20 protein-coding genes are annotated in these 17,952 nt (G+C 67.5%); 10 read left to right on the top strand and 10 right to left on the bottom strand.

What is annotated here, in order from left to right:
- Nucleotides 1–196: 196 nt before the first annotated feature.
- The 8 genes from mbhE (at nucleotide 197) to arcD (ending at nucleotide 8,092) form a co-directional block, all read left to right on the top strand.
- Entirely contained in the window at nucleotides 197–2,593 is a 2,397-nt protein-coding gene (mbhE, locus tag ACFQEV_RS04255) for a hydrogen gas-evolving membrane-bound hydrogenase subunit E (protein WP_379692877.1), read from the top strand.
- On the top strand, nucleotides 2,590–3,054 hold the full coding sequence (locus ACFQEV_RS04260; protein ID WP_379692879.1) for an MnhB domain-containing protein: 465 nt from the start codon (nucleotides 2,590–2,592) through the stop codon (nucleotides 3,052–3,054). Before mbhE ends, ACFQEV_RS04260 begins: the two co-directional genes overlap by 4 nt.
- Before the next feature lie 46 nt (nucleotides 3,055–3,100).
- The gene (locus ACFQEV_RS04265; protein WP_379692881.1) at nucleotides 3,101–3,445 is read left to right on the top strand and encodes a sodium:proton antiporter; all 345 of its coding nucleotides are present in this window, start codon (nucleotides 3,101–3,103) and stop codon (nucleotides 3,443–3,445) included.
- Nucleotides 3,442–5,049, top strand: coding sequence for a complex I subunit 5 family protein (locus ACFQEV_RS04270; protein ID WP_379692883.1), 1,608 nt, complete (start codon nucleotides 3,442–3,444; stop codon nucleotides 5,047–5,049). Before ACFQEV_RS04265 ends, ACFQEV_RS04270 begins: the two co-directional genes overlap by 4 nt.
- Entirely contained in the window at nucleotides 5,046–5,711 is a 666-nt protein-coding gene (locus ACFQEV_RS04275; RefSeq protein WP_379692885.1) for a Na+/H+ antiporter subunit E, read from the top strand. Before ACFQEV_RS04270 ends, ACFQEV_RS04275 begins: the two co-directional genes overlap by 4 nt.
- On the top strand, nucleotides 5,701–5,994 hold the full coding sequence (locus ACFQEV_RS04280; protein ID WP_379692887.1) for an MrpF/PhaF family protein: 294 nt from the start codon (nucleotides 5,701–5,703) through the stop codon (nucleotides 5,992–5,994). Before ACFQEV_RS04275 ends, ACFQEV_RS04280 begins: the two co-directional genes overlap by 11 nt.
- A gap of 75 nt (nucleotides 5,995–6,069) precedes the next feature.
- Nucleotides 6,070–6,411 carry a monovalent cation/H(+) antiporter subunit G gene (gene mnhG, locus ACFQEV_RS04285; protein ID WP_379692889.1) on the top strand — a complete coding sequence of 114 codons (342 nt, stop codon included), beginning with the start codon at nucleotides 6,070–6,072 and terminating at the stop codon, nucleotides 6,409–6,411.
- Between the two features lie 226 nt (nucleotides 6,412–6,637).
- Nucleotides 6,638–8,092: an arginine/ornithine antiporter ArcD gene (gene arcD, locus ACFQEV_RS04290; RefSeq protein ID WP_379692891.1), complete on the top strand. Its 1,455-nt coding sequence runs from the start codon at nucleotides 6,638–6,640 to the stop codon at nucleotides 8,090–8,092.
- A 285-nt stretch (nucleotides 8,093–8,377) separates the two neighbouring features.
- On the opposite strand, the gene ACFQEV_RS04295 is transcribed toward arcD, so the two are convergent.
- The 6 genes from ACFQEV_RS04295 to ACFQEV_RS04320 all read right to left on the bottom strand — a co-directional run bounded on the left by ACFQEV_RS04295 (nucleotide 8,378) and on the right by ACFQEV_RS04320 (nucleotide 12,835).
- Entirely contained in the window at nucleotides 8,378–8,854 is a 477-nt protein-coding gene (locus ACFQEV_RS04295) for a hypothetical protein (RefSeq protein ID WP_379692893.1), read from the bottom strand.
- A 284-nt stretch (nucleotides 8,855–9,138) separates the two neighbouring features.
- On the bottom strand, nucleotides 9,139–9,915 hold the full coding sequence (locus ACFQEV_RS04300; RefSeq protein WP_379692895.1) for an SDR family oxidoreductase: 777 nt from the start codon (nucleotides 9,913–9,915) through the stop codon (nucleotides 9,139–9,141).
- A gap of 64 nt (nucleotides 9,916–9,979) precedes the next feature.
- On the bottom strand, nucleotides 9,980–10,705 hold the full coding sequence (locus ACFQEV_RS04305) for a fumarylacetoacetate hydrolase family protein (RefSeq protein WP_379692897.1): 726 nt from the start codon (nucleotides 10,703–10,705) through the stop codon (nucleotides 9,980–9,982).
- Nucleotides 10,706–10,807: 102 nt separating this feature from the next.
- The gene (locus tag ACFQEV_RS04310; protein ID WP_379692899.1) at nucleotides 10,808–11,038 is read right to left on the bottom strand and encodes a hypothetical protein; all 231 of its coding nucleotides are present in this window, start codon (nucleotides 11,036–11,038) and stop codon (nucleotides 10,808–10,810) included.
- Nucleotides 11,039–11,220: 182 nt separating this feature from the next.
- Nucleotides 11,221–12,192 carry an aldo/keto reductase gene (locus tag ACFQEV_RS04315; protein WP_379692901.1) on the bottom strand — a complete coding sequence of 324 codons (972 nt, stop codon included), beginning with the start codon at nucleotides 12,190–12,192 and terminating at the stop codon, nucleotides 11,221–11,223.
- 115 nt (nucleotides 12,193–12,307) lie between these two features.
- Nucleotides 12,308–12,835 carry an SHOCT domain-containing protein gene (locus ACFQEV_RS04320; RefSeq protein WP_379692903.1) on the bottom strand — a complete coding sequence of 176 codons (528 nt, stop codon included), beginning with the start codon at nucleotides 12,833–12,835 and terminating at the stop codon, nucleotides 12,308–12,310.
- 110 nt (nucleotides 12,836–12,945) lie between these two features.
- Here ACFQEV_RS04320 and ACFQEV_RS04325 point away from each other — a divergent pair, with 110 nt between their 5' ends.
- Nucleotides 12,946–13,683 (top strand): GIY-YIG domain-containing protein, encoded by a 738-nt coding sequence (locus ACFQEV_RS04325; RefSeq protein ID WP_379692905.1) that lies wholly within the window; start codon nucleotides 12,946–12,948, stop codon nucleotides 13,681–13,683.
- A gap of 37 nt (nucleotides 13,684–13,720) precedes the next feature.
- On the opposite strand, the gene ACFQEV_RS04330 is transcribed toward ACFQEV_RS04325, so the two are convergent.
- Entirely contained in the window at nucleotides 13,721–14,785 is a 1,065-nt protein-coding gene (locus tag ACFQEV_RS04330; protein WP_379692907.1) for a deoxyhypusine synthase, read from the bottom strand.
- Between the two features lie 69 nt (nucleotides 14,786–14,854).
- Nucleotides 14,855–15,619 (bottom strand): Nif3-like dinuclear metal center hexameric protein, encoded by a 765-nt coding sequence (locus ACFQEV_RS04335; protein WP_379694528.1) that lies wholly within the window; start codon nucleotides 15,617–15,619, stop codon nucleotides 14,855–14,857.
- A 374-nt stretch (nucleotides 15,620–15,993) separates the two neighbouring features.
- Here ACFQEV_RS04335 and ACFQEV_RS04340 point away from each other — a divergent pair, with 374 nt between their 5' ends.
- On the top strand, nucleotides 15,994–16,362 hold the full coding sequence (locus ACFQEV_RS04340) for a DUF8097 family protein (RefSeq protein WP_379692909.1): 369 nt from the start codon (nucleotides 15,994–15,996) through the stop codon (nucleotides 16,360–16,362).
- A 265-nt stretch (nucleotides 16,363–16,627) separates the two neighbouring features.
- Here the strand turns inward: ACFQEV_RS04340 and speB are convergent, their stop codons facing one another.
- Together speB and ACFQEV_RS04350 are read right to left on the bottom strand one after the other, a co-directional pair.
- Entirely contained in the window at nucleotides 16,628–17,461 is an 834-nt protein-coding gene (gene speB / locus ACFQEV_RS04345) for an agmatinase (RefSeq protein ID WP_379692911.1), read from the bottom strand.
- A 5-nt stretch (nucleotides 17,462–17,466) separates the two neighbouring features.
- A complete protein-coding gene (locus ACFQEV_RS04350) occupies nucleotides 17,467–17,841 on the bottom strand; it encodes a translation initiation factor IF-5A (protein ID WP_379692913.1) in 375 nt (124 codons plus the stop codon).
- Nucleotides 17,842–17,952 lie beyond the last annotated feature (111 nt).

Genomic DNA, 17,952 nt, shown 5'->3' on the forward strand with positions numbered 1-17,952 from the left:
CCCTCCCCGACGAGTAGAGGAGAGACGGCGCTTCCGCGTAATTCGCGTTTGCTCGGGGCTCTCTCGGCAGAGCGGAGTTTAGGAGGGATTCTACTGTCCGGAGAACGGTCATCAGGTACTTTGGAGACGACATCCAATGGCGGGCAGAGGCCGACTACGGTGGCAACTGAGCACCGGCCGACACCGACGAACACTGATGGCACCAAACCTAACAGTCGTTACGACTATCGTCGCGCTTCCCTTCGTCGCCGCACTCCTCTCACCGCTTATCTATCGCGTCCTCGGCGAACGGACCGGCTACGCGGCGGCCCTCGTCGCGGCGGCGAGTTTCGGGCTTCTAGTGACGCAAGTCGGCGGTCACGGCACCGTTAGGGCGTCGTGGGTCCCCGCCCTCGACGTGGGGTTCCAGTTCACCGTCGACGGGTGGGGACTCCTCTTCGCGCTCTTGGCCAGCGGTATCGGCGTCCTCGTGTTCGTGTACTCGGCGCGGTACATGCACGGCGAGGACGGCCTGGCACGCTACTACACGGCGCTTCTGGCGTTCATGGGCTCGATACTCGGCGTCGCGCTCGCGTCCGACCTCGTGCTCATCTTCCTGTTCTGGGAGCTGACCAGCCTCTGTTCGTTCGTGCTCATCGGCCACCACACCGACGACGCCGAGTCGCGCTACTCGGCGCGGATGGCCATGGTCGTGACCGTCGGCGGCGGCCTGTGCCTGCTCGCCGGCCTCCTCGTACTCTCGGTGGCGGCGCGGGACGCCCTCGGCCGCGTGACGTTCGACCTGGCGGCGATGATAGCGAACGACGAGGCGATGCGCGCCGCCCTCCGCGAGTCGGGGCTGTTCGTGCCGGCACTCGTCCTCGTCGTCGTCGCCGCGGCCGCCAAGTCCGCGCAGGTGCCGCTCCACTTCTGGCTGCCGAACGCGATGGTCGCTCCGACGCCCGTCTCCGCCTTCCTCCACTCCGCCACGATGGTGAAGGTGGGCGTCTACTTCATCGGCCGCGTGCGCCCCCTGTTTTTGAGTCCCGAGTGGGTGCTCCTCGTCGCGACGCTGGGACTCCTGACGATGGTCGTCGGGGCGCTCTTGGCGGTGGCCTCGACCGACATCAAGCAGTTGCTCGCCTACTCGACGGCGAGCCACCTTGGGCTGATGGTCGCGGGCTTCGGCTTCGACGTCGTCTACGGCGGCGAGGCGGGCACGTTCCACCTGCTCAACCACGCGCTGTTTAAAGCGCCGCTGTTCCTCGTCGCGGGAATCGTCGCCCACGAGGCCGGCACCCGCACGCTCGACGACCTCGGGGGGCTCTGGCGGGACCTCCCGATAACGGCCGCCGTCAGCGGGGTCGCCGCGTTGAGCATGGCCGGCATCCCCCCGTTCAACGGCTTCTACTCGAAGGAACTGCTGTTCGAGGCGGCCTACGAGGTCGCCCACGAGGCCGGCGGACTCGCCTGGCTGTACCCCGTCGTGGCGACTGTCGCCAGCGTGTTCACCGTCGTCTACTCGCTGAAGTTCCTCGCGATGTTCTTCGGCGAGCGCCGAGCGCCGGTCGCGGACGTCCACCGGCCGCCGGTCGCGCTGGTCGCACCCCCCGCCCTGCTGGCCGCCGCGGCGGTCGTCGTCAGCGTCGCGCCGCAACTGGCGGTCGACACCATCGTCCAGAGCGCCGTCGAAGCCACCACCGTCGGCGAGGCGCACCTCGAAGTTGGACTGCCGACTCACCTCTCGCCCCCGGTCGCGATGTCCGCCGTCGCTATCGTGGGCGGAGTCGCCGCGTACCCATTCACGGGGCGTCTCGCGGCGGTCATCGAACGCGGCGTCGATGCTCCGGTTCCCGTGCGACCCAGCGGGTGGTACGACTGGCTCGTCTCGACGGCGGCGGCGACCAGCGCCCGGTTCGGCCCGTTCGTCCACAACGGCCTCCTGCGGACGTACGTGACGTGGATCGCGGCGGCCGGGAGCCTGCTCGCGCTGGTCGGCTTCGCGGCGACCGGGGGAGTTCCCGGCGTCGAGAGGGTCGGCGTACCGCTCTCGGTCGCCGCCGTGTTGGCGATAGCCGTCCTCGCGGGCGTGGCGGTGACCGTCGCCTCGTCCCACGTCGTCGGCGTCCTCACGCTGTCGATTCTCGGATTCATGCTCGCCATCTTCTTCATCCTCGCGAGCGCGCCGGACCTCGCGCTCACGCAACTGGTCGTCGAGACGCTCGTCCTCCTGATCTTCCTGCTCGTCCTCCAGCGGTTGCCGTCCTTCTACTCGGACGTCCGACCGCTCGTACTCGCCCGCGACGCGGGCGTGTCGGTTCTGGTGGGCGCGATGGCGTTCGCGTCCGTCCTCCTGACGGCGCCCGGTCCCGACGCCGACCCGACGAGCGTCGCCGCCTACTACGCGGAGCAGGCGGTCCCGGCCGGCGGCGGCACGAACGTCGTCAACGTCATCCTCGTGGACTTCCGGGCGTTCGACACGCTCGGCGAGTTGCTGGTCGTCACGGTCGCCGCACTCGCCATCCTCGTGCTCGTGACGATGCGGACCCGAGGCGAGGAGACCGTCGGCGACAGCGAGGAGGGACCGATCCCCGACGGAGGTGACTCGCGGTGACGACGACGATAATGCGGACGACGGCCCGGATGACCGTCCCCATCGTGCTCGTCCTCTCGATCTGGCTATTCCTCCAGGGTCACAACCTGCCCGGCGGCGGGTTCATCGGCGGCGTCCTCACCACGACGGCGTTCGTGCTGATCTACGTCGCCTACGACCTCGACTACTTGGAGTCGGGAGTGCTCGACAGGGAGGTCGACCCCGGAACCAGCATCTTCGAGCACCGCACGGTCACCGCCTACCGCCGCACGTTGCTCTCGGGGCTGGCGGTCGTCCTCGGCAGCGGCGTCGCCGGAATGCTCGTCGGCGACCCGTTCTTGACCCAGACGTACGTCCACCTCGAGCACATTCCGATCTACCACGAGGTCGAACTCGCCAGCGCGCTCGTGTTCGATCTGGGCGTGTACCTCGTCGTCGTCGGTAGCCTCCTGACGATTACCTCGGTGGTGAGTGCCGAATGACACGCAACACAGAGATACTGTCTTTCCGATGTGGAGTTGATACCCGATGAGCGTCGTCCTCGCAGGTACGGTCGGCGGGTTGTTCGCCGTCGGAACCTTCCTGCTGTTGCGGCGGGACCTGGTGCGTGTCGTCTTGGGGGTCGCAGCCATCTCTCAGGCCACGTTCGTCTACCTCATCGCGATGGGCGGCGTCGACGAGGGGACCCACGACCTGGTGCCCGTCCTCGCGACCCACGGCGGCGGAGTCCCCGAAATCGCCGACCCCGTGGTGCAGGCGCTCGTTCTGACCGCCATCGTCATCAGTTTCGGGACGACCGCGCTGGCGCTCGTCCTGTCGTACCGCGCCTACGAGGAGAACGGAACCATGGACGTCACGGAGTGGATGGGATGAGTTCGCTCGTCATCGCGCCGCTGTTAGCCGCGCTCGGTACCGCCGTGCTCACGCTCGCGCTCGGCCAGCGGCCGCAGATTCAGCGCGCGACGAGCGTGGCCGGCGCCGCCGCGTACGTCGCGGCCGTCGCCACCGCCGTCTGGGTGTTCGTCCTCGCGCCGGCGGCGCCCGGCGCGGCGGCCTACCACGTCGGCGGCTGGCCCGCCCCCTTCGGAATCACGCTCGTCCTCGACGGGCTGTCGGCGTTCATGCTGACTATCGCGGCGGGCGTCGGATTCGCGTCGATCCTGTTCTCGGTCCGGTACGTGAGTCACGAGAACCAGCGCGTGTACTATCACCCGCTGTTCCACGTGCTCATGGTGGGCGTGACCGGCTCGTTCCTCACCGGCGACCTGTTCAACCTGTTCGTCTGGTTCGAGGTGATGCTGATCGTCAGTTACGTGTTCGTCGCTTTCTACGGAACCGACTACGCCACCGCGGCGTCGTTCCGCTATCTGGTGATGAACGTCCTCGGAAGCGCACTCATGCTCGTGGCCATCGGCGGCCTGTACGCCACGATAGGCACGCTCAACATGGCCGACATGGCCCGGCGGTTGGCCGACCCCGCCGCGTACGGCGTCGACCCCGCGCCTGCAGTCGGCCTGTCGGCCCTGCTGCTCGCGGTGTTCGCGCTGAAGGCCGGCCTCGTCCCCTTCCAGTTCTGGGTGCCAGCCGCCTACACCGCCGCCCCGCCGCCCATCACCGCGATGTTCGCCGGCGTCACGAAGAAGGTCGGAATGTACGCGGTCGTCCGCCTCTACTTCACGGTCTTCGCCGCCGACTCCGTCTCCGTCGAGTTGGCCGGCATCGCCGGCGTGTCGCCGCTCGCCTTCCTCGCGCCGGTGCTGGCAGTCATGGGGATGGCGAGCATCGTCGTCGGCGGGTTCGGCGCCGTCGGTCAGGACCGACTGGAGGGCGTGTTCGCGTACTCGAGCATCGGCCAAGTCGGTTTCATCGCGATCCCCATCGCCATCGCCGCGGCGGCCGACCCCGGGGGGACGCTCCGCGGCGTCGCCATCGCGGCTGCGCTGGTGTTCGCGCTCCATCACGCGCTCGCGAAGGGGCTTCTCTTCCTCTCGGCGGCCGCCGTCGAGGATGCGACCGGGACGGACAACCTGCTGGACCTCGGCGGCGTCGCCGGCCGCTCGCCGGTGCTCGCGGGGGCCGTCTTCGTCGGCCTCCTCTCGCTGATCGGCCTCCCGCCGCTGACGGGATTCTTCGGGAAGCTCGTCGCGTTCGACGCGGCGGTTCGGGGACTCGCGTCCGGTTCCGGCGCGCTGTCGGCACTCGCGTTGGCCGCGTTGCTCCTCGGCGCCGTGCTCACGATCCTGTACACGACGCGGGTGTGGGTCGGCGGCTTCTGGGGGTCCGAGACGCCGGCGGTCGAACTCGCGACCGTCGAGTCCGGTCAGGTCGCGATCCTCGTCGCGCTCGCGGCGGCCGTCGTCCTCGTCGGCGTGGGGTTCGACCCGGTCTACCGGTTCGCCGAGACGGCGGCGAACGCCGCCGTCGACACCGATGCCTACGTCGACGTCGTGGGCCTCGGCGGAGGTGGTGGCGCGTGACCCGCAGTTGGCCGGTCATCGGCGTCCTGTTCGGCGTCATCTGGGTGTTCATCCAGGGGCCACCGCTCGCGTTCGAACCGCTCCTCGGGGCGCTTTTGGTCGGCCTCGCGGTCGGGTTCCCCCTGTCCTACATCTTCCGGCGCCTGTACGCGGACACCGTCGACCTCGGTCGGTCGCTTCGCGGAGTCCCGTACGCGCTACTCTACGCGCTCGCGTTCGTCAGGGAGGCGGTCGTCTCCAGCCTCGACGTCACGTACCGCGTGCTCGCGCCCTCTGGACCGATCGACCCCGAGGTGATACTCATCCCGTTGCGGGTACAGACGGACCTCGGGGTGACCACTATCGCCAACAGCATCACGATGACGCCCGGTTCGCTCACGCTCGACTACGATCCGGAGGAGAACGCGCTGTACGTCCACGTCATCGACGGGAGAGCGCCCGAGGAGATCGTCGCTCCGATCCGCGACTGGGAGGACTACGCGCTCGTCATCTTCGACGAGGAACTGTCGGCGGGCGACCCCGCGCCGGACTTCGCCGTCTACCCGCCCGACCGGACGCATCCCGTCCTCGAACAGGCCGCCCCGGAACCCGAGAGCGAGGCCGAGGCGGAGGCGGATCCGGCGACTGAGGAGGCGGCGGGAGGTGACGGCGATGGCCGCTGAGGGGACGATAGTGCCGGTCGTAGACGCCGCGATCGTCCTCGTGGTGCTTCTGAACCTGCTGTGCGGCTACCGCGCAGTCCGGGGCCCGACGGTCCCCGACCGCGTGGTCGCGCTGGACGCCATCGCGACGAACGTCGTCGCCATCGCCGTCCTGTTCGCCATCAAGACCGACCGGGGCCTCTTCGTGACCGTCAGCCTCGTCCTCGCGATTATCGCGTTCCTCTCGACGGTCGCGGTCGCGAAGTTCGTCACCGAAGGCGACATCATCGTTACGCGGGAGTGACCACAGCATGTACCACCAACACCGAACGCGACGGACCGTTCCGACGAGTCAGCGGGTCGCCGGAGGTGACCGCTGATGGTCGAAGTGGAAGCGGTACGGACGTGGGTCGTCGTCGGCCTGGTCGTCGTCGGGTCGTTCTTCCTCACGGTCGGGACCATCGGCCTGCTGAGGCTCCCGAACGTGTACAACCGGATGCACGCGACGAGCAAGCCGGCGACCATCGGTACGGTCTCCATCTTCCTCGCCGGGTTCGCGTACTTCGGTCCCGGGGGTGCCGGCCTCTCGTCGCTCATCGGTATCGTCTTCCTCTTTCTGACGGTGCCGACCGGCGCGCACATGATATCGCGGGCGGCGGAACAGATCGGCGTCCCGTTCCTCGGGTCCGTGACGTGGCCCGGCAAGTCCGACGACGACTAGGAGCGCAGTACGGTCGTTCCTCCTCCTCGAAACTGTGTGGATACTGAGTGCGTTCGCTGCGCCTGCAGGCTCACCGAGTGCGACGCTCGCGACTCTCACCCGAGGAGACCCCGTCGGCACACTCTTCGCTCCCTCGCGCTACCGTGCGGGGAGGTAACAACTCTGATGCTCTATGCGAATAAAATCCATCTCCTTAATACCCTTCAGTTATTATCGCCCGGTACACGTGCCATCTCTGAACCTCGAACCACTGACGTACGAGGACATCCCGTCGGAGCGGCGTCCGAGCCTCCTGCAGGCGCTTATCCCCGTTCTCGGGGTCGTCCTGTTCCTCGGCGTCGGCTCCGGGTATCTGAAACTGGCCCCGCACGGGCCGCTCCTCTGGAGTATCGTGCTGACCGGCGCGGTGGGCAAGTACTGGCTCGGCTACTCGTGGGAGGACCTCTACGAGGGTCTCGCGGACAGCCTCCTGATGGGCTTGCAGGCCATCCTCATCCTGTTCGTCATCTACGCGCTCATCTCGACGTGGATCAGCGCCGGGACGATTCCCGGGCTCATGTACTACGGGCTCGCGGTGTTGACGCCGGACGTCTTCCTGCCGGCGACGGCGCTGCTCGCGATGGCGGTCGCCTTCTCCATCGGTTCGTCCTGGACCACGGCCGGCACCCTCGGCGTGGCCTTCATCGGCATCGGCTCGGGCCTCGGCGTGCCCGCCCCGATGACCGCGGGTGCCATCCTCTCGGGCGCCTACGCGGGTGACAAGCAGTCGCCCCTCTCGGACACGACGAACCTCGCGGCCGCGGTGACCAACACCGACCTCTACGACCACATCCGCGCGATGCGCAACGGGACCATCCTGGCTTTCGGCCTCTCGGTCGTACTCTACGCGATTCTGGGCCTGCGTGCGGGCGACACGATTCCCGCCGGCCGCGTCGGCGAGATCCAGAGCGCTCTCGTCGGGACGTACGACCTCTCCGTGCTGGTCTTCGTGCCGCTCGTCGTCACCTTCGGGCTGGCGCTCTACGGCGTCCCCGCGCTCCCGACGCTGGTCGCCGGCGTCTTCGCCGGCACCTTCACGACGGTCCTCGTCCAGGGCCGCTCGTTCACCGCCTCCTGGGGGGTCTTCCTCGACGGGTCGGCCCCCGAGACGGGGATGACGCTCGTGAACGACCTGCTGGCCAGCGGCGGCCTCTCCGGGTCGGCCTGGACCATCTCGGTCGTCGTCGCGGCCCTCTCGCTCGGCGGACTCCTCGAGCGAACCGGCGTCCTCGCCGTGCTCGCCCACTCGCTCGCGTCGGCCGTCCGCGGCCCGCGCAGCCTGGTCGTCGGGACCGGCGCCTCGGCCGTCCTCGTCAACGCGTTCTCCGCCCAGCAGTACATGAGCATCGTCGTCCCGGGGCTCACCCTCCGGAACCTCTACGACGAGTACGGGCTGGCGGGTGACGACCTCTCGCGGGCTATCGAGTCCGCGGGCACCCCGACGGGTGCGCTCTTCCCGTGGCACGCCGGCGCAGTCTACATGTCCACCGTCTTCGGCGTGGGAACGCTCGCGTACGCCCCGTACTACTTCTTCGGGTTCCTCTCGCCGCTCGTCCTGTTCGCGACGGCGCTCCTCAGTGGACGGTACGACGGGACGACCGACGCCGACCCCGCCGAGTCGCCGACGGTGGCCGACGACTGACGAGTCGGATTCGACCTCGGAGTTCCGGTTCGGCTCCGATTGCGCCGCTACAGAAGTCAGCCCTATTCGGTGGATATCCTTCTCTGTGCACCGTAACCTCACGTACTTGGCATCGGGGAGTGCCTGCTACCGTCGTCGGTGAATGCCGCGCGCCGGAAGACGGTGGCGGACGTGCGAACCAGTAGCCTCCTCTGCCGGGCCTGAAACGCAACCGGGACGAAAAATAGTCCGACACCGACCGACGAGATCGCCGAACCGGAGTCGGACCGCGCTCTAACCGCGCGGTTAGCTACTCGACGAACTGTCGGACGAGCTACTTCCTCCGTCCATCTTCTCGCCAGCCTCTTCGGTCTTCTCGGCGGCCTTCTCGCCAGCCTCTTCGGTTTTCTCAGCGGCCTGTTCGCTGGTCTGTTCGGTCTTCTCGGCGACTTTCTCGCCCATCTTCTGGACCTGTTCGCCGGTCTTCTGCGATCCCTTCTCGACGCGCTCGGCCGCTGTCTCGCCGCTCTGTTTGATGGTCTCAGCGGTCTGCTTGGACATCTTCTCGGTCCGGTCGGAGGTCTTACCCACCGCGCTCTTGAGCTTCTTTACCGATTTCTTCGACCTTGTCATCCAGTAGCCGACCGCGAGAGCGCCGCCGATGAGCAGTATCCTCGGAATGGTCACGAAACCGTTCGACTCGTCCGCCGGTCTGATTTCGACTATCTTGTCGTCTGATTCTTTGATGACGTCTACCACTGCTTGCTGAATCTCCTCGTCCATGCTGGTCCTCGAAGAGCCGGAGGAACTTCTGAGCGTTGGGCGTTTCATGAGTACTCGTAGACTGTAGGGACGCGCCACCGAAAACTATTATCGCCGTGACAGATCCGTCGCGTACCTTCAGGTGTGAGATAAGGTAGACGAAAGAGAACAGACGCACGAATCGAAGGCCTCGGCACTCATAGGGCTCGTCACCGTCGGGTGCCACCCCGCTCGGAGCGGTGCCGTCGTCATCGGCCACGAGACGTTACTCCCTCGGGCGGCAAGTCGGTTGCCGTTCACGCCCGTCAGGTGTGGCTCAGGCCGCCGTCGACCACCAACGACTCGCCGTTGACGTAGGAACTGAGGTCGCTCGCCAGAAACAGCGCGGCGTTGGCTATCTCCTGCGGTTCGCCGTACCGGCCGGAGGGGATGCGCTGTTTGAGCATCTCCGAGGCGATGCGTCCGCGGACGCCGCGTCCGAGCGACGAGTCGGCGAGCATCTGCGTCTTACTGAAACCGGGGTGAATCGCGTTGACGCGGATGTCGCCGCCGAAGCGATCCGCCAGCGCGTACGTCATCAGCCGAACCGCGCCCTTCGACGCGCAGTAGGCCACCAAGTCGCCGGTGCCGACGATGCCGCCGGCGCTGGACATGTTGACGATGGTGCCGCCGCCGTCTTCGAGCATCCGCTTCGCCGCGGCCTGCGCGCCGAAGAACGTCCCCTTGACGTTGACCGCCATCAGTCGCTCGAACGCCGCCTCCGTGACGTCAAGGAAGTCCTCGTCGCCGGCGATGCCGGCGTTGTTCACCATGACGTCGATTCCGCCCAACTCCTCGGTCGCCTCCACGGCTACCTCCGTGTCCGCGGGGTTCCGCACGTCGCACTCAACGTAGTACGCCTCGCGGTCCGTCTCCGACCGGACGAGTTCGGCCGTCGGGACGCCGCCCTCCCGCGGCGACTCGGTGACGTCCGCGACGACGACGTCCGCGCCGTTCCTCGCGAACGTGCGACTGATGGCCCTGCCGAATCCGCTCGAACCGCCGGTAACGACCGCCGTCTTTCCGTCGAGGAGAAGTGACATGGCCGTTACTGTCTCTCAGTCCACAAATGCGTACGGGCGGTCGAAGCGGCGAGACGCCGGTGTCTTACGACTCCTCAACGATGGTGTTCCGAAGCGTCCCGACGCCCTCGTACCGGATTTCGACCTCCTCACCCGGTTCGACGAGTCCGGGATTTGCCGGACTGCCGAACGAGACGACGTCGCCGGGGCGGAAGGTGTACCGTTCGGAGAGGAACGAGACGACTTCCTTCGGGGAGAACAGCATCTGCGCCGTCGTCGCCTCCTGCCTGCGTTCGCCGCCGACGTGCGTCGTCATCTCGATGTCCGAGGGGTCGACGTCCGTCTCTATCCACGGGCCGAGGGGCGCGGACGCGTCGAACGCCTTCCGCGCGGTTCGTCCTGGTTGGTCGAGGGCGTCCAAGTCGTTCAGGATGGTGTAGCCCCGAACCACGTCGTCCACCTCGTCCTCGCCGATATCGTGACACCTGCGGTCGATGACCGCCGCCAACTCCCCGGCGTACGTTAGTTCCTCGGTCCACGAGGGGTACTCGACGGGCGCGCCCGGGTCGTGGACCGACGCGGGCGGCTTGATGAACCAGTCGGGCGCGTCCGGAACGTCGTAGTCCATCTGGTCCAACGTCGCCGCGAAGTTCCGACCGACGCAGTAACACGCCGACGGTTCGCAGGGCGCGAGAAGCGTCGCGTCCCCGTCGTCGCCGATACCGTAGGTGTCCCCGTCCGCCGTGACCGTCCCGTCGTCGTACTCGCCGGTTCGGATGCCGTCCGGCGTCTGGACGCGTGCGAGTCGCATACGCTCACACCGGACCGCGGACAACTTACTATTTCGGTCGCGGCGACTGTCAGGGTCGGACGACGGGTCACTGTGAGAAGGGAGCGACTTCGAGGAGACCGGTCACTCGGGGTTCGGCATCGCCTCGTTGGCGTCGTCGGCCAAGTTCCGCAGGCGGCGCGTGTCCGTCGCCGAAAACGACCGCTGACAGCGATCCACCCACGAGTCGGTGTCGTCTGCGGCGTCCGCACTCGGTTCCGCGGCCGTCGCGTCTCGCTTCTCGGACGGGTCGGGGGTCGGTCGGGGGTCGGTTCTCGACTGCGGTTCTGTCGGGTTACGGGTGTGTGTGCTCACGTGCGTGGGGGTTCGCCGGGGTCGGTCGTACGCCTGTGCGGGGCCAAAAACGAGTCAACGGCGTACGGGTACGACCGACATCACGTTTCGACGGAGACGCGCGACTATAATGAACGTTACTGATAGAACAAAAACGGCGGCGCGACGGGCCTCGGGGTTCGGCCGCCCGGGCCGCGGCGGTCTCAGTCGTGTCCGGCGACGGGGACGGGTTCGTACGGCTCTTCGAGGTACTCGATATCCGACTCCGAGAGGTCGATGTCGAGGGCCTCGACGGCGTCTTCGAGGTGTTCGACGCTGGAGGTGCCGACGATGGGCGTCGTCACCCACTCCTTGTGGAACTGCCACGCGAGCGCGATTTGGGCCATCTTCACGCCCCTCTCCTCCGCGAGTTCCTGCACGCGTTCGTTCACGTCGGGGCCGCCGCCGCGGGTGTACCCGCGTTCGAGCGACGATTCGTGTTCGCCGCGCGTCGTCGCGTCGAACTCATCGTGCGGGCGCGCGAGGAACCCCGCCGCCAGCGGACTCCACGGCATCACGGCGATGTCCTCCTTCTCGCAGAGGGGGAGCATCTCGCGTTCCTCCTCGCGGTACGCGAGGTTGTAGAGGTTCTGCATCGAGACGAACCGGTCGAGTCCGAGGCTGTCGGACGTGTGCAGGGCGTCGGCGAACTGGTGCGCCCACATCGACGACGCGCCGACGTGCCGGACCTTGCCGCGGCGGACAGCGTCGTCTAAGGCCCGGAGCGTCGTCTCGATGGGCGTGTCGTAGTCCCAGCGGTGGATCTGATAGAGGTCCACGGTGTCCATCCCCAACCGTTCGAGGGAGTTGTCGAGTTCCTGCTCGATGGTCTTCCGCGAGAGGCCCCCCGAGTTGGGGTCGTCCTCGTCCATCTGGCCGTACACCTTCGTGGCGACGACGAACTCGTCGCGGTCGTACTCTCCGAGCACCTCGCCGAGAATCTCCTCCGATTCGCCGTACGAGTAGACGTTCGCGGTGTCGAAGAAGTTGATTCCGAGCTCGATGGCGCGTTCGATGAGTTCGCGGCTCTCCTCCCTGTCGAGCGTCCACTCGTCCCAGTTCGTCCCGAAACTCATGCAGCCGAGACAGATTTCGCTCACCGTCGTGCCCGTCCGTCCGAACGTGGTGTACTCCATGGCGGGGCCAACGGACGGCCGGCGCAAAAAGATACGTCAGGGCCACCCTCCCGCCGGTTGGCCCCGACGCCGACGCCTCGTTTCCGACTCCGACGCTCGTCCTCGATCGCGGCGCTCAGCGTCGCTCGTCGCGGAGCAGTTCGCGCCGCTCGCGTTCGGCCCGCACGTCGTCCACCGAGTCGTTCGCGACGAGTCTGTCCACCCGCCGTTCGAACTCCCGTTCGTCTATCTCGCCGGCGACGTACCGCCGTTTCAGGTCCTCCAGCGCGTCCTGCGCCCTCTCCTCGGGCGACGGCTCCGGTTCGGACACCGCCTCGGAGAGGCCGAGCGTTCGGAGCGGCGGGTACGTCCGCTCCGCGAACTCGGCGAGGCGTTGGACGCGCCCGCCGCGCGGGACGGACGCGCGTCGGGCGAGAGCGTACACGAAGCCGACGCTTCCGAAGACTGCGCCGAGGAGCGCGAGGCCCGCGAGCGGAACCCACGGAAACGCGAGTTCGAGGGCCGCGCCGACGACCGACGCGCCGGTCACGAACGCCGAGCCGACGACCAACGCGCCGTATCCGAGGACGACGGCCAGAAGCGTCGCCGACAGGAGGAGGACGACGACGGAGATGCCGAGGAGGCGGTCGCGGAGGAGACTCATCGTTACCCGACGGTACGACGCCGCGAGTTGCTATATCTGTCGGAAATCGAAGGGCGAAAATCCGTCATCTCGAACGAACCGTTAAATAGGGGGACGAGACACCGAAGCGTGTGACCGAGACGACCCGAACCGCCGACCTCGACCACCTCTACGACCTGTTCGACGACCTCGCCGCGCGCGTCGGCGGTCCGCGGCGGTTGGCCGACTGTCACGGCCGCATGGACTGGCCCGACCGCGGCGTCTACTTCTTCTTCGCGCCGGGCGAGACGCGGGCGTCGTCGGGACAACTCCGGCTGACGCGCGTCGGAACCCACGCCGTGAGCGAGGGGAGCAAGACGACGCTGTGGGACCGCCTGAAACAGCATTACGGGACGGGGAGCGGGAGTTCGGCGCACCCCCACGGCGGTAATCACCGCGGGTCGGTGTACCGACTACGCGTCGGCGAAGCGCTCGTCGAACGCCACGGACTCGCGGACAACTACCCCGACTGGGGCGCGTCTCGAATCCCCGACGGCCGACCGCGGGGCGAGGTGCGCGACGAGGAGTACCCGCTCGAGCGGTGGGTGAGCGTCTATCTTCGGAATCAGCCGTTTCTCTGGGTCGAAGTCCCAGACGCCCCCTCCGCCGAGAGCGACCGGGCGAGAATCGAGCGGAACGTCATCGCGCTCGCGAGCAACTACGACGGTCCCGTCATCGACGGCCGTTCAGCGGACTGGCTCGGGAGACATAGCCCGAGCGCGGAGATACGTGCGTCGGGGCTGTGGAACGTCGACCACGTCGGGGAGGAGTACGACCCGAAGGCGTTGGAGACGCTCGCGGCGTACGTCGCCGAGACGGATCCGTTCTGAACTTCGGCGTCTGCTGCTTCCGACCTCCGTTGACCGCTCAGAACTCCAGTTCTTCGGCGCGTTCGCGCGCCCCGGCGGCGACCAACGGGAGCGTGACCGTCGCGTCGCCGACGACGGTGACGTTCTTCGCGGACTTCTCCAGTTTCCCCCACGACCGGGCCTCGTCTAACGTCGCGCCGGAGAGGCCGCCGGTGTGGTCGGGGTCCATCGTCAGTTGGACGGCGTAGTCGTAGGCGTCGGGGATGGTCAGCATCGTCTGGAGGACGTAATTTTTGGGGACGCCCCCGCCGACGACCATCGCGCCCGCCTTCTCCGCCTCGAACGCGAGATCAGAGAGGTGCGTCATGTCCTTCAGTGCGTCCAGCGCGAACTCCGAGGTCTGCGAGTATATCCACGCCTGAATCCCGAGCACGGAGTCCTGAATCGCCGGGCAGTAGATGGGCACGTCGTTCTCGTAGGCCGCGGCGGCGACGCCGGCGTCCTCCTCGATGCCCTCCTCCCTGTTCCGTTCGAGGTTCGCCCGCCCGAGTTCGGCGGTGAACTCCTGTATGGAGACGGTCCGTTCGACGTTCGGGAAGACGTTCTCGCGGAGGTGGCCCTCGAACAGCGCGAAGTACTCCTGCGGCAGGTAGACGTTGTAGATGCGGTCTACCTCCTCGTCGCGGAGGTGTTCGTCGTGGTCGCGCGTCGTCTCGCCCGTCGGTTCGGCGTCCTCGTTCGAGGGGTGGGGGTCGTGCGGTTCCGCCCGGCCGTGGTGGTGCTTGCCGCCGACGGCCTCGATGGCGTCGTGGGTGAGGTTCGCGCCCGTCGTCACGAGGGCGTCGATGTGGCCGTCGCGGATGAGGTCCACCACTATCTGGCGCATCCCCGTCGGCACCATCGCGCCCGCGAGGCCGAAGAAGTTCGTCACGTCGTCGCGGGCCAGCATCTCGGCGTACGTGTCGACGGCTCGGTTGACGTTCGCCGCCCCGATGCCCGCCTTACCGTACTCCGCGGCGAGTTCGCCGACGGTCATCCCCGCCTCGACGCGGGCGTGACCGATGGGGTTCTCCGCGAACTCCTCGCGGTTCGGTGGCTGGTACTCGTGGTCGTCGTCGCTCATGCGTACGCTTGCGCGGCGGCCGGATTTGAACGCGACGATGCCGGTCCGAGCGAAACGGGACTTCCCCTCTCAGAGTCCGGTCGGGTGGTCGATGTACGTCGTCTCCAGTCCCCACTCGTCGGCGAGGGCGGCGAGGCTCCGGACGCCGAACGTCTCCGTCGCGTAGTGCCCCGCGAGGAAGACGTTGATTCCGGCCTCCTTGGCCTCATGGTACACCTTCTGTTTCCCCTCGCCCGTCACGAACGCGTCCGCGCCCGCTTCGACGGCCTCGTCCAGCCAATCGACGCCCGACCCGGTGACTATCGCCACGTCGGTCACCTCTTCGGGGCCGAAGTCGAACACCCGCGTCGGGTTCCCGTCGTCGTCGAGAGCGTCGAGTCGTTCGCGGAGTCCCTCGACCGTGTACGAGTTCGAGGCGCGGCCCGCCTGCCCGATTTCGACCGGCCCGAGCGACCCGAACGGCTCTCTGGCTTCGAGTCCGATGTGGTCCGCGACGCCCGCGGCGTTCCCGCGCGTCTGGTGGCCGTCGAGGGGGAGGTGCGAGACGTAGAGGGCGAGGTCGTTCTCGACGAGCGGTTCGATCCGATCGTACGCGCGGCCGATCACCCGGTCGAGGCCGCCCCAGACGAGGCCGTGGTGCGTCACGAGGAGATCCGCGTCCGCCTCGACGGCCGCCTCGATGGTCGCCTCGGCGGCGTCCACGGCGAAGGCGACGCGTTCGACCGACCCCTCCGCGGGGCCGACCTGCAGTCCGTTAGCGCTGGCGTCCACGTCGGCGAACTCGTCGGTGTTCAGTTCCTCGTCGTAGCGGGAGACGACGTCCGAGAGGTCCATACCGCTCCGGTCGGCCTCCCGACGCTTGTATCCACCCGGTTCGACCCGGTGGACCGCCTCGCCGACGGCCACGACGCCTTTGTACGTCGCCGGGCTACTACCGATCCCGTTCGCTCAGAACGGGACGGAACGAGTTCCGCGGCCTCGGCCGCGGGTGTCCACAATGGGTAAGTTCAGCAAAGCATTCCTCATCTGGCGACGACTGCCGCGACGGTACAAGCGTCGCATCACTAGCAAGGCACGACGCCTCGTCCGACGCGTCACCGGAAGGTGACGCGCGAGGGCCCACGCTCGCTTCCTCTTTCCCCCCTTTCGCGGTCACCCGTCCTCGCCTCCACAGAAATGTATATCAGATGACAGTCGCAGGAGTACGTATGGTGTCCCGCCGACGGGCGGTCGCCGAGTTCCTCATCTCGGTCGCCGCGCTCGTCACCCAAACGTACAGTCGAAACGTTCTGAATCGACACGAGGAGTACGACGACCCGCCCTCGCTCTCGGCGAAGGGAGTACTCGCCGGCACGCTCTACCAACTCGTCTACCACTCGGCGTCCGACCGCGACTGGGGGCGGATACGGTCGAAGAGGTATCGAAGGCTCGCGTATGGTCTCTGCTGGGCTGCGGTCCGGCGGCGACTGTTCCCGAGCGACGAGTTCCGACACGGGTTCGATACCGGCGGCCTCGTGGGGACGATTCTCTACCGGCTCTGGTACGGCGTTCTCCACCCGGTGTCCGGTTCGGAGTAGCGCGCTCGGAATCGGACCGGACTGACCACCGGAACTGCTGAAACCGCCAGCCTCCGTCGGCGCGTCAGAGGACCTGTGAGCCGATACGTCGACCGACGACCGTGTTCCGAGGCCCTCCGTGTCCGAACTGCGGGAGCGAGCGGTGGACGAAGAAGACGCGCCCCGACGACTCGTGGATAACGTTCGGCGGGCACGACGCGGACCACGACCTTCACCGTTGTCTGCCGTGTTTCGCGTCGTTCTCGCCGGAGAGCGACGGGTCGGATTAACGCTCCGCCGCCGACCGCCCCGCGGCGGCGTGCGAGAAGACGAACTCGCGGAGTAGCTTCCCCGAGAGCGACGCCGCTTGCCCGTCGTCTCTGTCGTTGACCTCCACGACGTCGAAGCCGTCGGCGTGCGGGGCGACGGCGCGGACGATATCACGCATCTCGCGGGGTTCGAGGCCGAACGGTTCGGGCGTCCCCGTTCCCGGCGCGAACGCCGGGTCCGCGGCGTCGATATCGACGCTCAGGTAGACCGACCGGCCGTCGAACCGGTCGCCGGGGTCCCACGACGCCGCCCCCTCCGGCGGGACCACGGTCACGTCGTCGTCTTCGGCGCGGTCCCACTCCGCTTCGGACCCGGTTCGAGCGCCGACGATCACCGCCTCCTCCGCGCCGAGTTCGTCGAGGACGCGGCGCGTGAGCGTGGCGTGACTCCACTCGTTGCCGTCGTACTCGGTTCTCAGGTCGAGGTGCGCGTCGAGGCAGACGAACACGTCCGGTTCGACCGCTTCGACGCCCGCCGCGGTGACGGTGTGCTCGCCGCCGAGAAGCAGGGGGACGGCGTCGTCCCACACCGCGTCCGTGAGCGTACCGCTCACCCACTCGACGTACGCCTCGGCGTCGTCCCACGGGTGGACGTCGCCCTCGTCGTGCACTCGGAGGTCGGAAAAGCGCAGGCCGGTTCGCCGGTCGTAGTCGTCGAACGTCCGGGCGAACCGCCGGATCCTCTCGGGGCCGAATCTGGTCCCCGGTCGAAACGAAGTCGAGATATCCAGCGGGGCGCCCACGACGACGTACGCGGCGTCGTCACGCGACTCGGTCGCCCCGGGGAACATCTCGATTATACGATCTTCCGCTGTCCCTCGTACTCGAGGTACTCTATCTCGTCTTCGGGCGAGAGGTCCTCGCCCTCGGGGATGCGCATCGTGAACGTCTCGTACGTGTCGAGGTCCATGATCTGAGCGTCGTCGTCGGTGACGGAGACGACCTGCCCCTGCTTCCGCTCGATGATGGGGACCCACACCTTCGCGTCGACCGGTTGGGAGAGCGAACGCTTCCGGCTGTCGAAGACGCCCTTGCCCTCGATGCGGGCCTTCGCGCTGCCGTGCTTGCCGGGCTTTGCGGTGCTGTAGGCGTTTATCTTACAGGGAGAGTCGTCCATCATCACGTAACTTCCTTCCTGCAGTTCGCGGACCTGCTTCTGCTCTTTCGCCATATCTCCGCGTTATCGGGTTGTGGGTATAAACGGTTTGGAAACGCCGCGAGGGGCGATAGCGACGCGTGACACCCGAGAACACCTCTCTCCGACCTGCGGTCCGGGCCCCCG

The organism is Halopelagius fulvigenes (genome assembly GCF_042662625.1).
Taxonomy (GTDB): domain Archaea; phylum Halobacteriota; class Halobacteria; order Halobacteriales; family Haloferacaceae; genus Halopelagius; species Halopelagius fulvigenes.

What these genes read in the sequence shown, in the direction of transcription:
- ACFQEV_RS04270 (WP_379692883.1), top strand. Translation starts at nt 3,442, where the DNA reads ATGAGTTCGCTCGTCATCGCGCCGCTGTTAGCCGCGCTCGGTACCGCC.
- mbhE (WP_379692877.1), top strand. Translation starts at nt 197, where the DNA reads ATGGCACCAAACCTAACAGTCGTTACGACTATCGTCGCGCTTCCCTTC.
- mnhG (WP_379692889.1), top strand. Translation starts at nt 6,070, where the DNA reads ATGGTCGAAGTGGAAGCGGTACGGACGTGGGTCGTCGTCGGCCTGGTC.
- ACFQEV_RS04295 (WP_379692893.1), bottom strand. Translation starts at nt 8,854, where the DNA reads ATGGACGAGGAGATTCAGCAAGCAGTGGTAGACGTCATCAAAGAATCA.
- ACFQEV_RS04330 (WP_379692907.1), bottom strand. Translation starts at nt 14,785, where the DNA reads ATGAGCGACGACGACCACGAGTACCAGCCACCGAACCGCGAGGAGTTC.
- ACFQEV_RS04265 (WP_379692881.1), top strand. Translation starts at nt 3,101, where the DNA reads ATGAGCGTCGTCCTCGCAGGTACGGTCGGCGGGTTGTTCGCCGTCGGA.
- ACFQEV_RS04335 (WP_379694528.1), bottom strand. Translation starts at nt 15,619, where the DNA reads ATGGACCTCTCGGACGTCGTCTCCCGCTACGACGAGGAACTGAACACC.
- ACFQEV_RS04300 (WP_379692895.1), bottom strand. Translation starts at nt 9,915, where the DNA reads ATGTCACTTCTCCTCGACGGAAAGACGGCGGTCGTTACCGGCGGTTCG.
- ACFQEV_RS04280 (WP_379692887.1), top strand. Translation starts at nt 5,701, where the DNA reads ATGGCCGCTGAGGGGACGATAGTGCCGGTCGTAGACGCCGCGATCGTC.
- speB (WP_379692911.1), bottom strand. Translation starts at nt 17,461, where the DNA reads ATGTTCCCCGGGGCGACCGAGTCGCGTGACGACGCCGCGTACGTCGTC.
- ACFQEV_RS04315 (WP_379692901.1), bottom strand. Translation starts at nt 12,192, where the DNA reads ATGGAGTACACCACGTTCGGACGGACGGGCACGACGGTGAGCGAAATC.
- ACFQEV_RS04350 (WP_379692913.1), bottom strand. Translation starts at nt 17,841, where the DNA reads ATGGCGAAAGAGCAGAAGCAGGTCCGCGAACTGCAGGAAGGAAGTTAC.
- ACFQEV_RS04305 (WP_379692897.1), bottom strand. Translation starts at nt 10,705, where the DNA reads ATGCGACTCGCACGCGTCCAGACGCCGGACGGCATCCGAACCGGCGAG.
- ACFQEV_RS04320 (WP_379692903.1), bottom strand. Translation starts at nt 12,835, where the DNA reads ATGAGTCTCCTCCGCGACCGCCTCCTCGGCATCTCCGTCGTCGTCCTC.
- ACFQEV_RS04340 (WP_379692909.1), top strand. Translation starts at nt 15,994, where the DNA reads ATGGTGTCCCGCCGACGGGCGGTCGCCGAGTTCCTCATCTCGGTCGCC.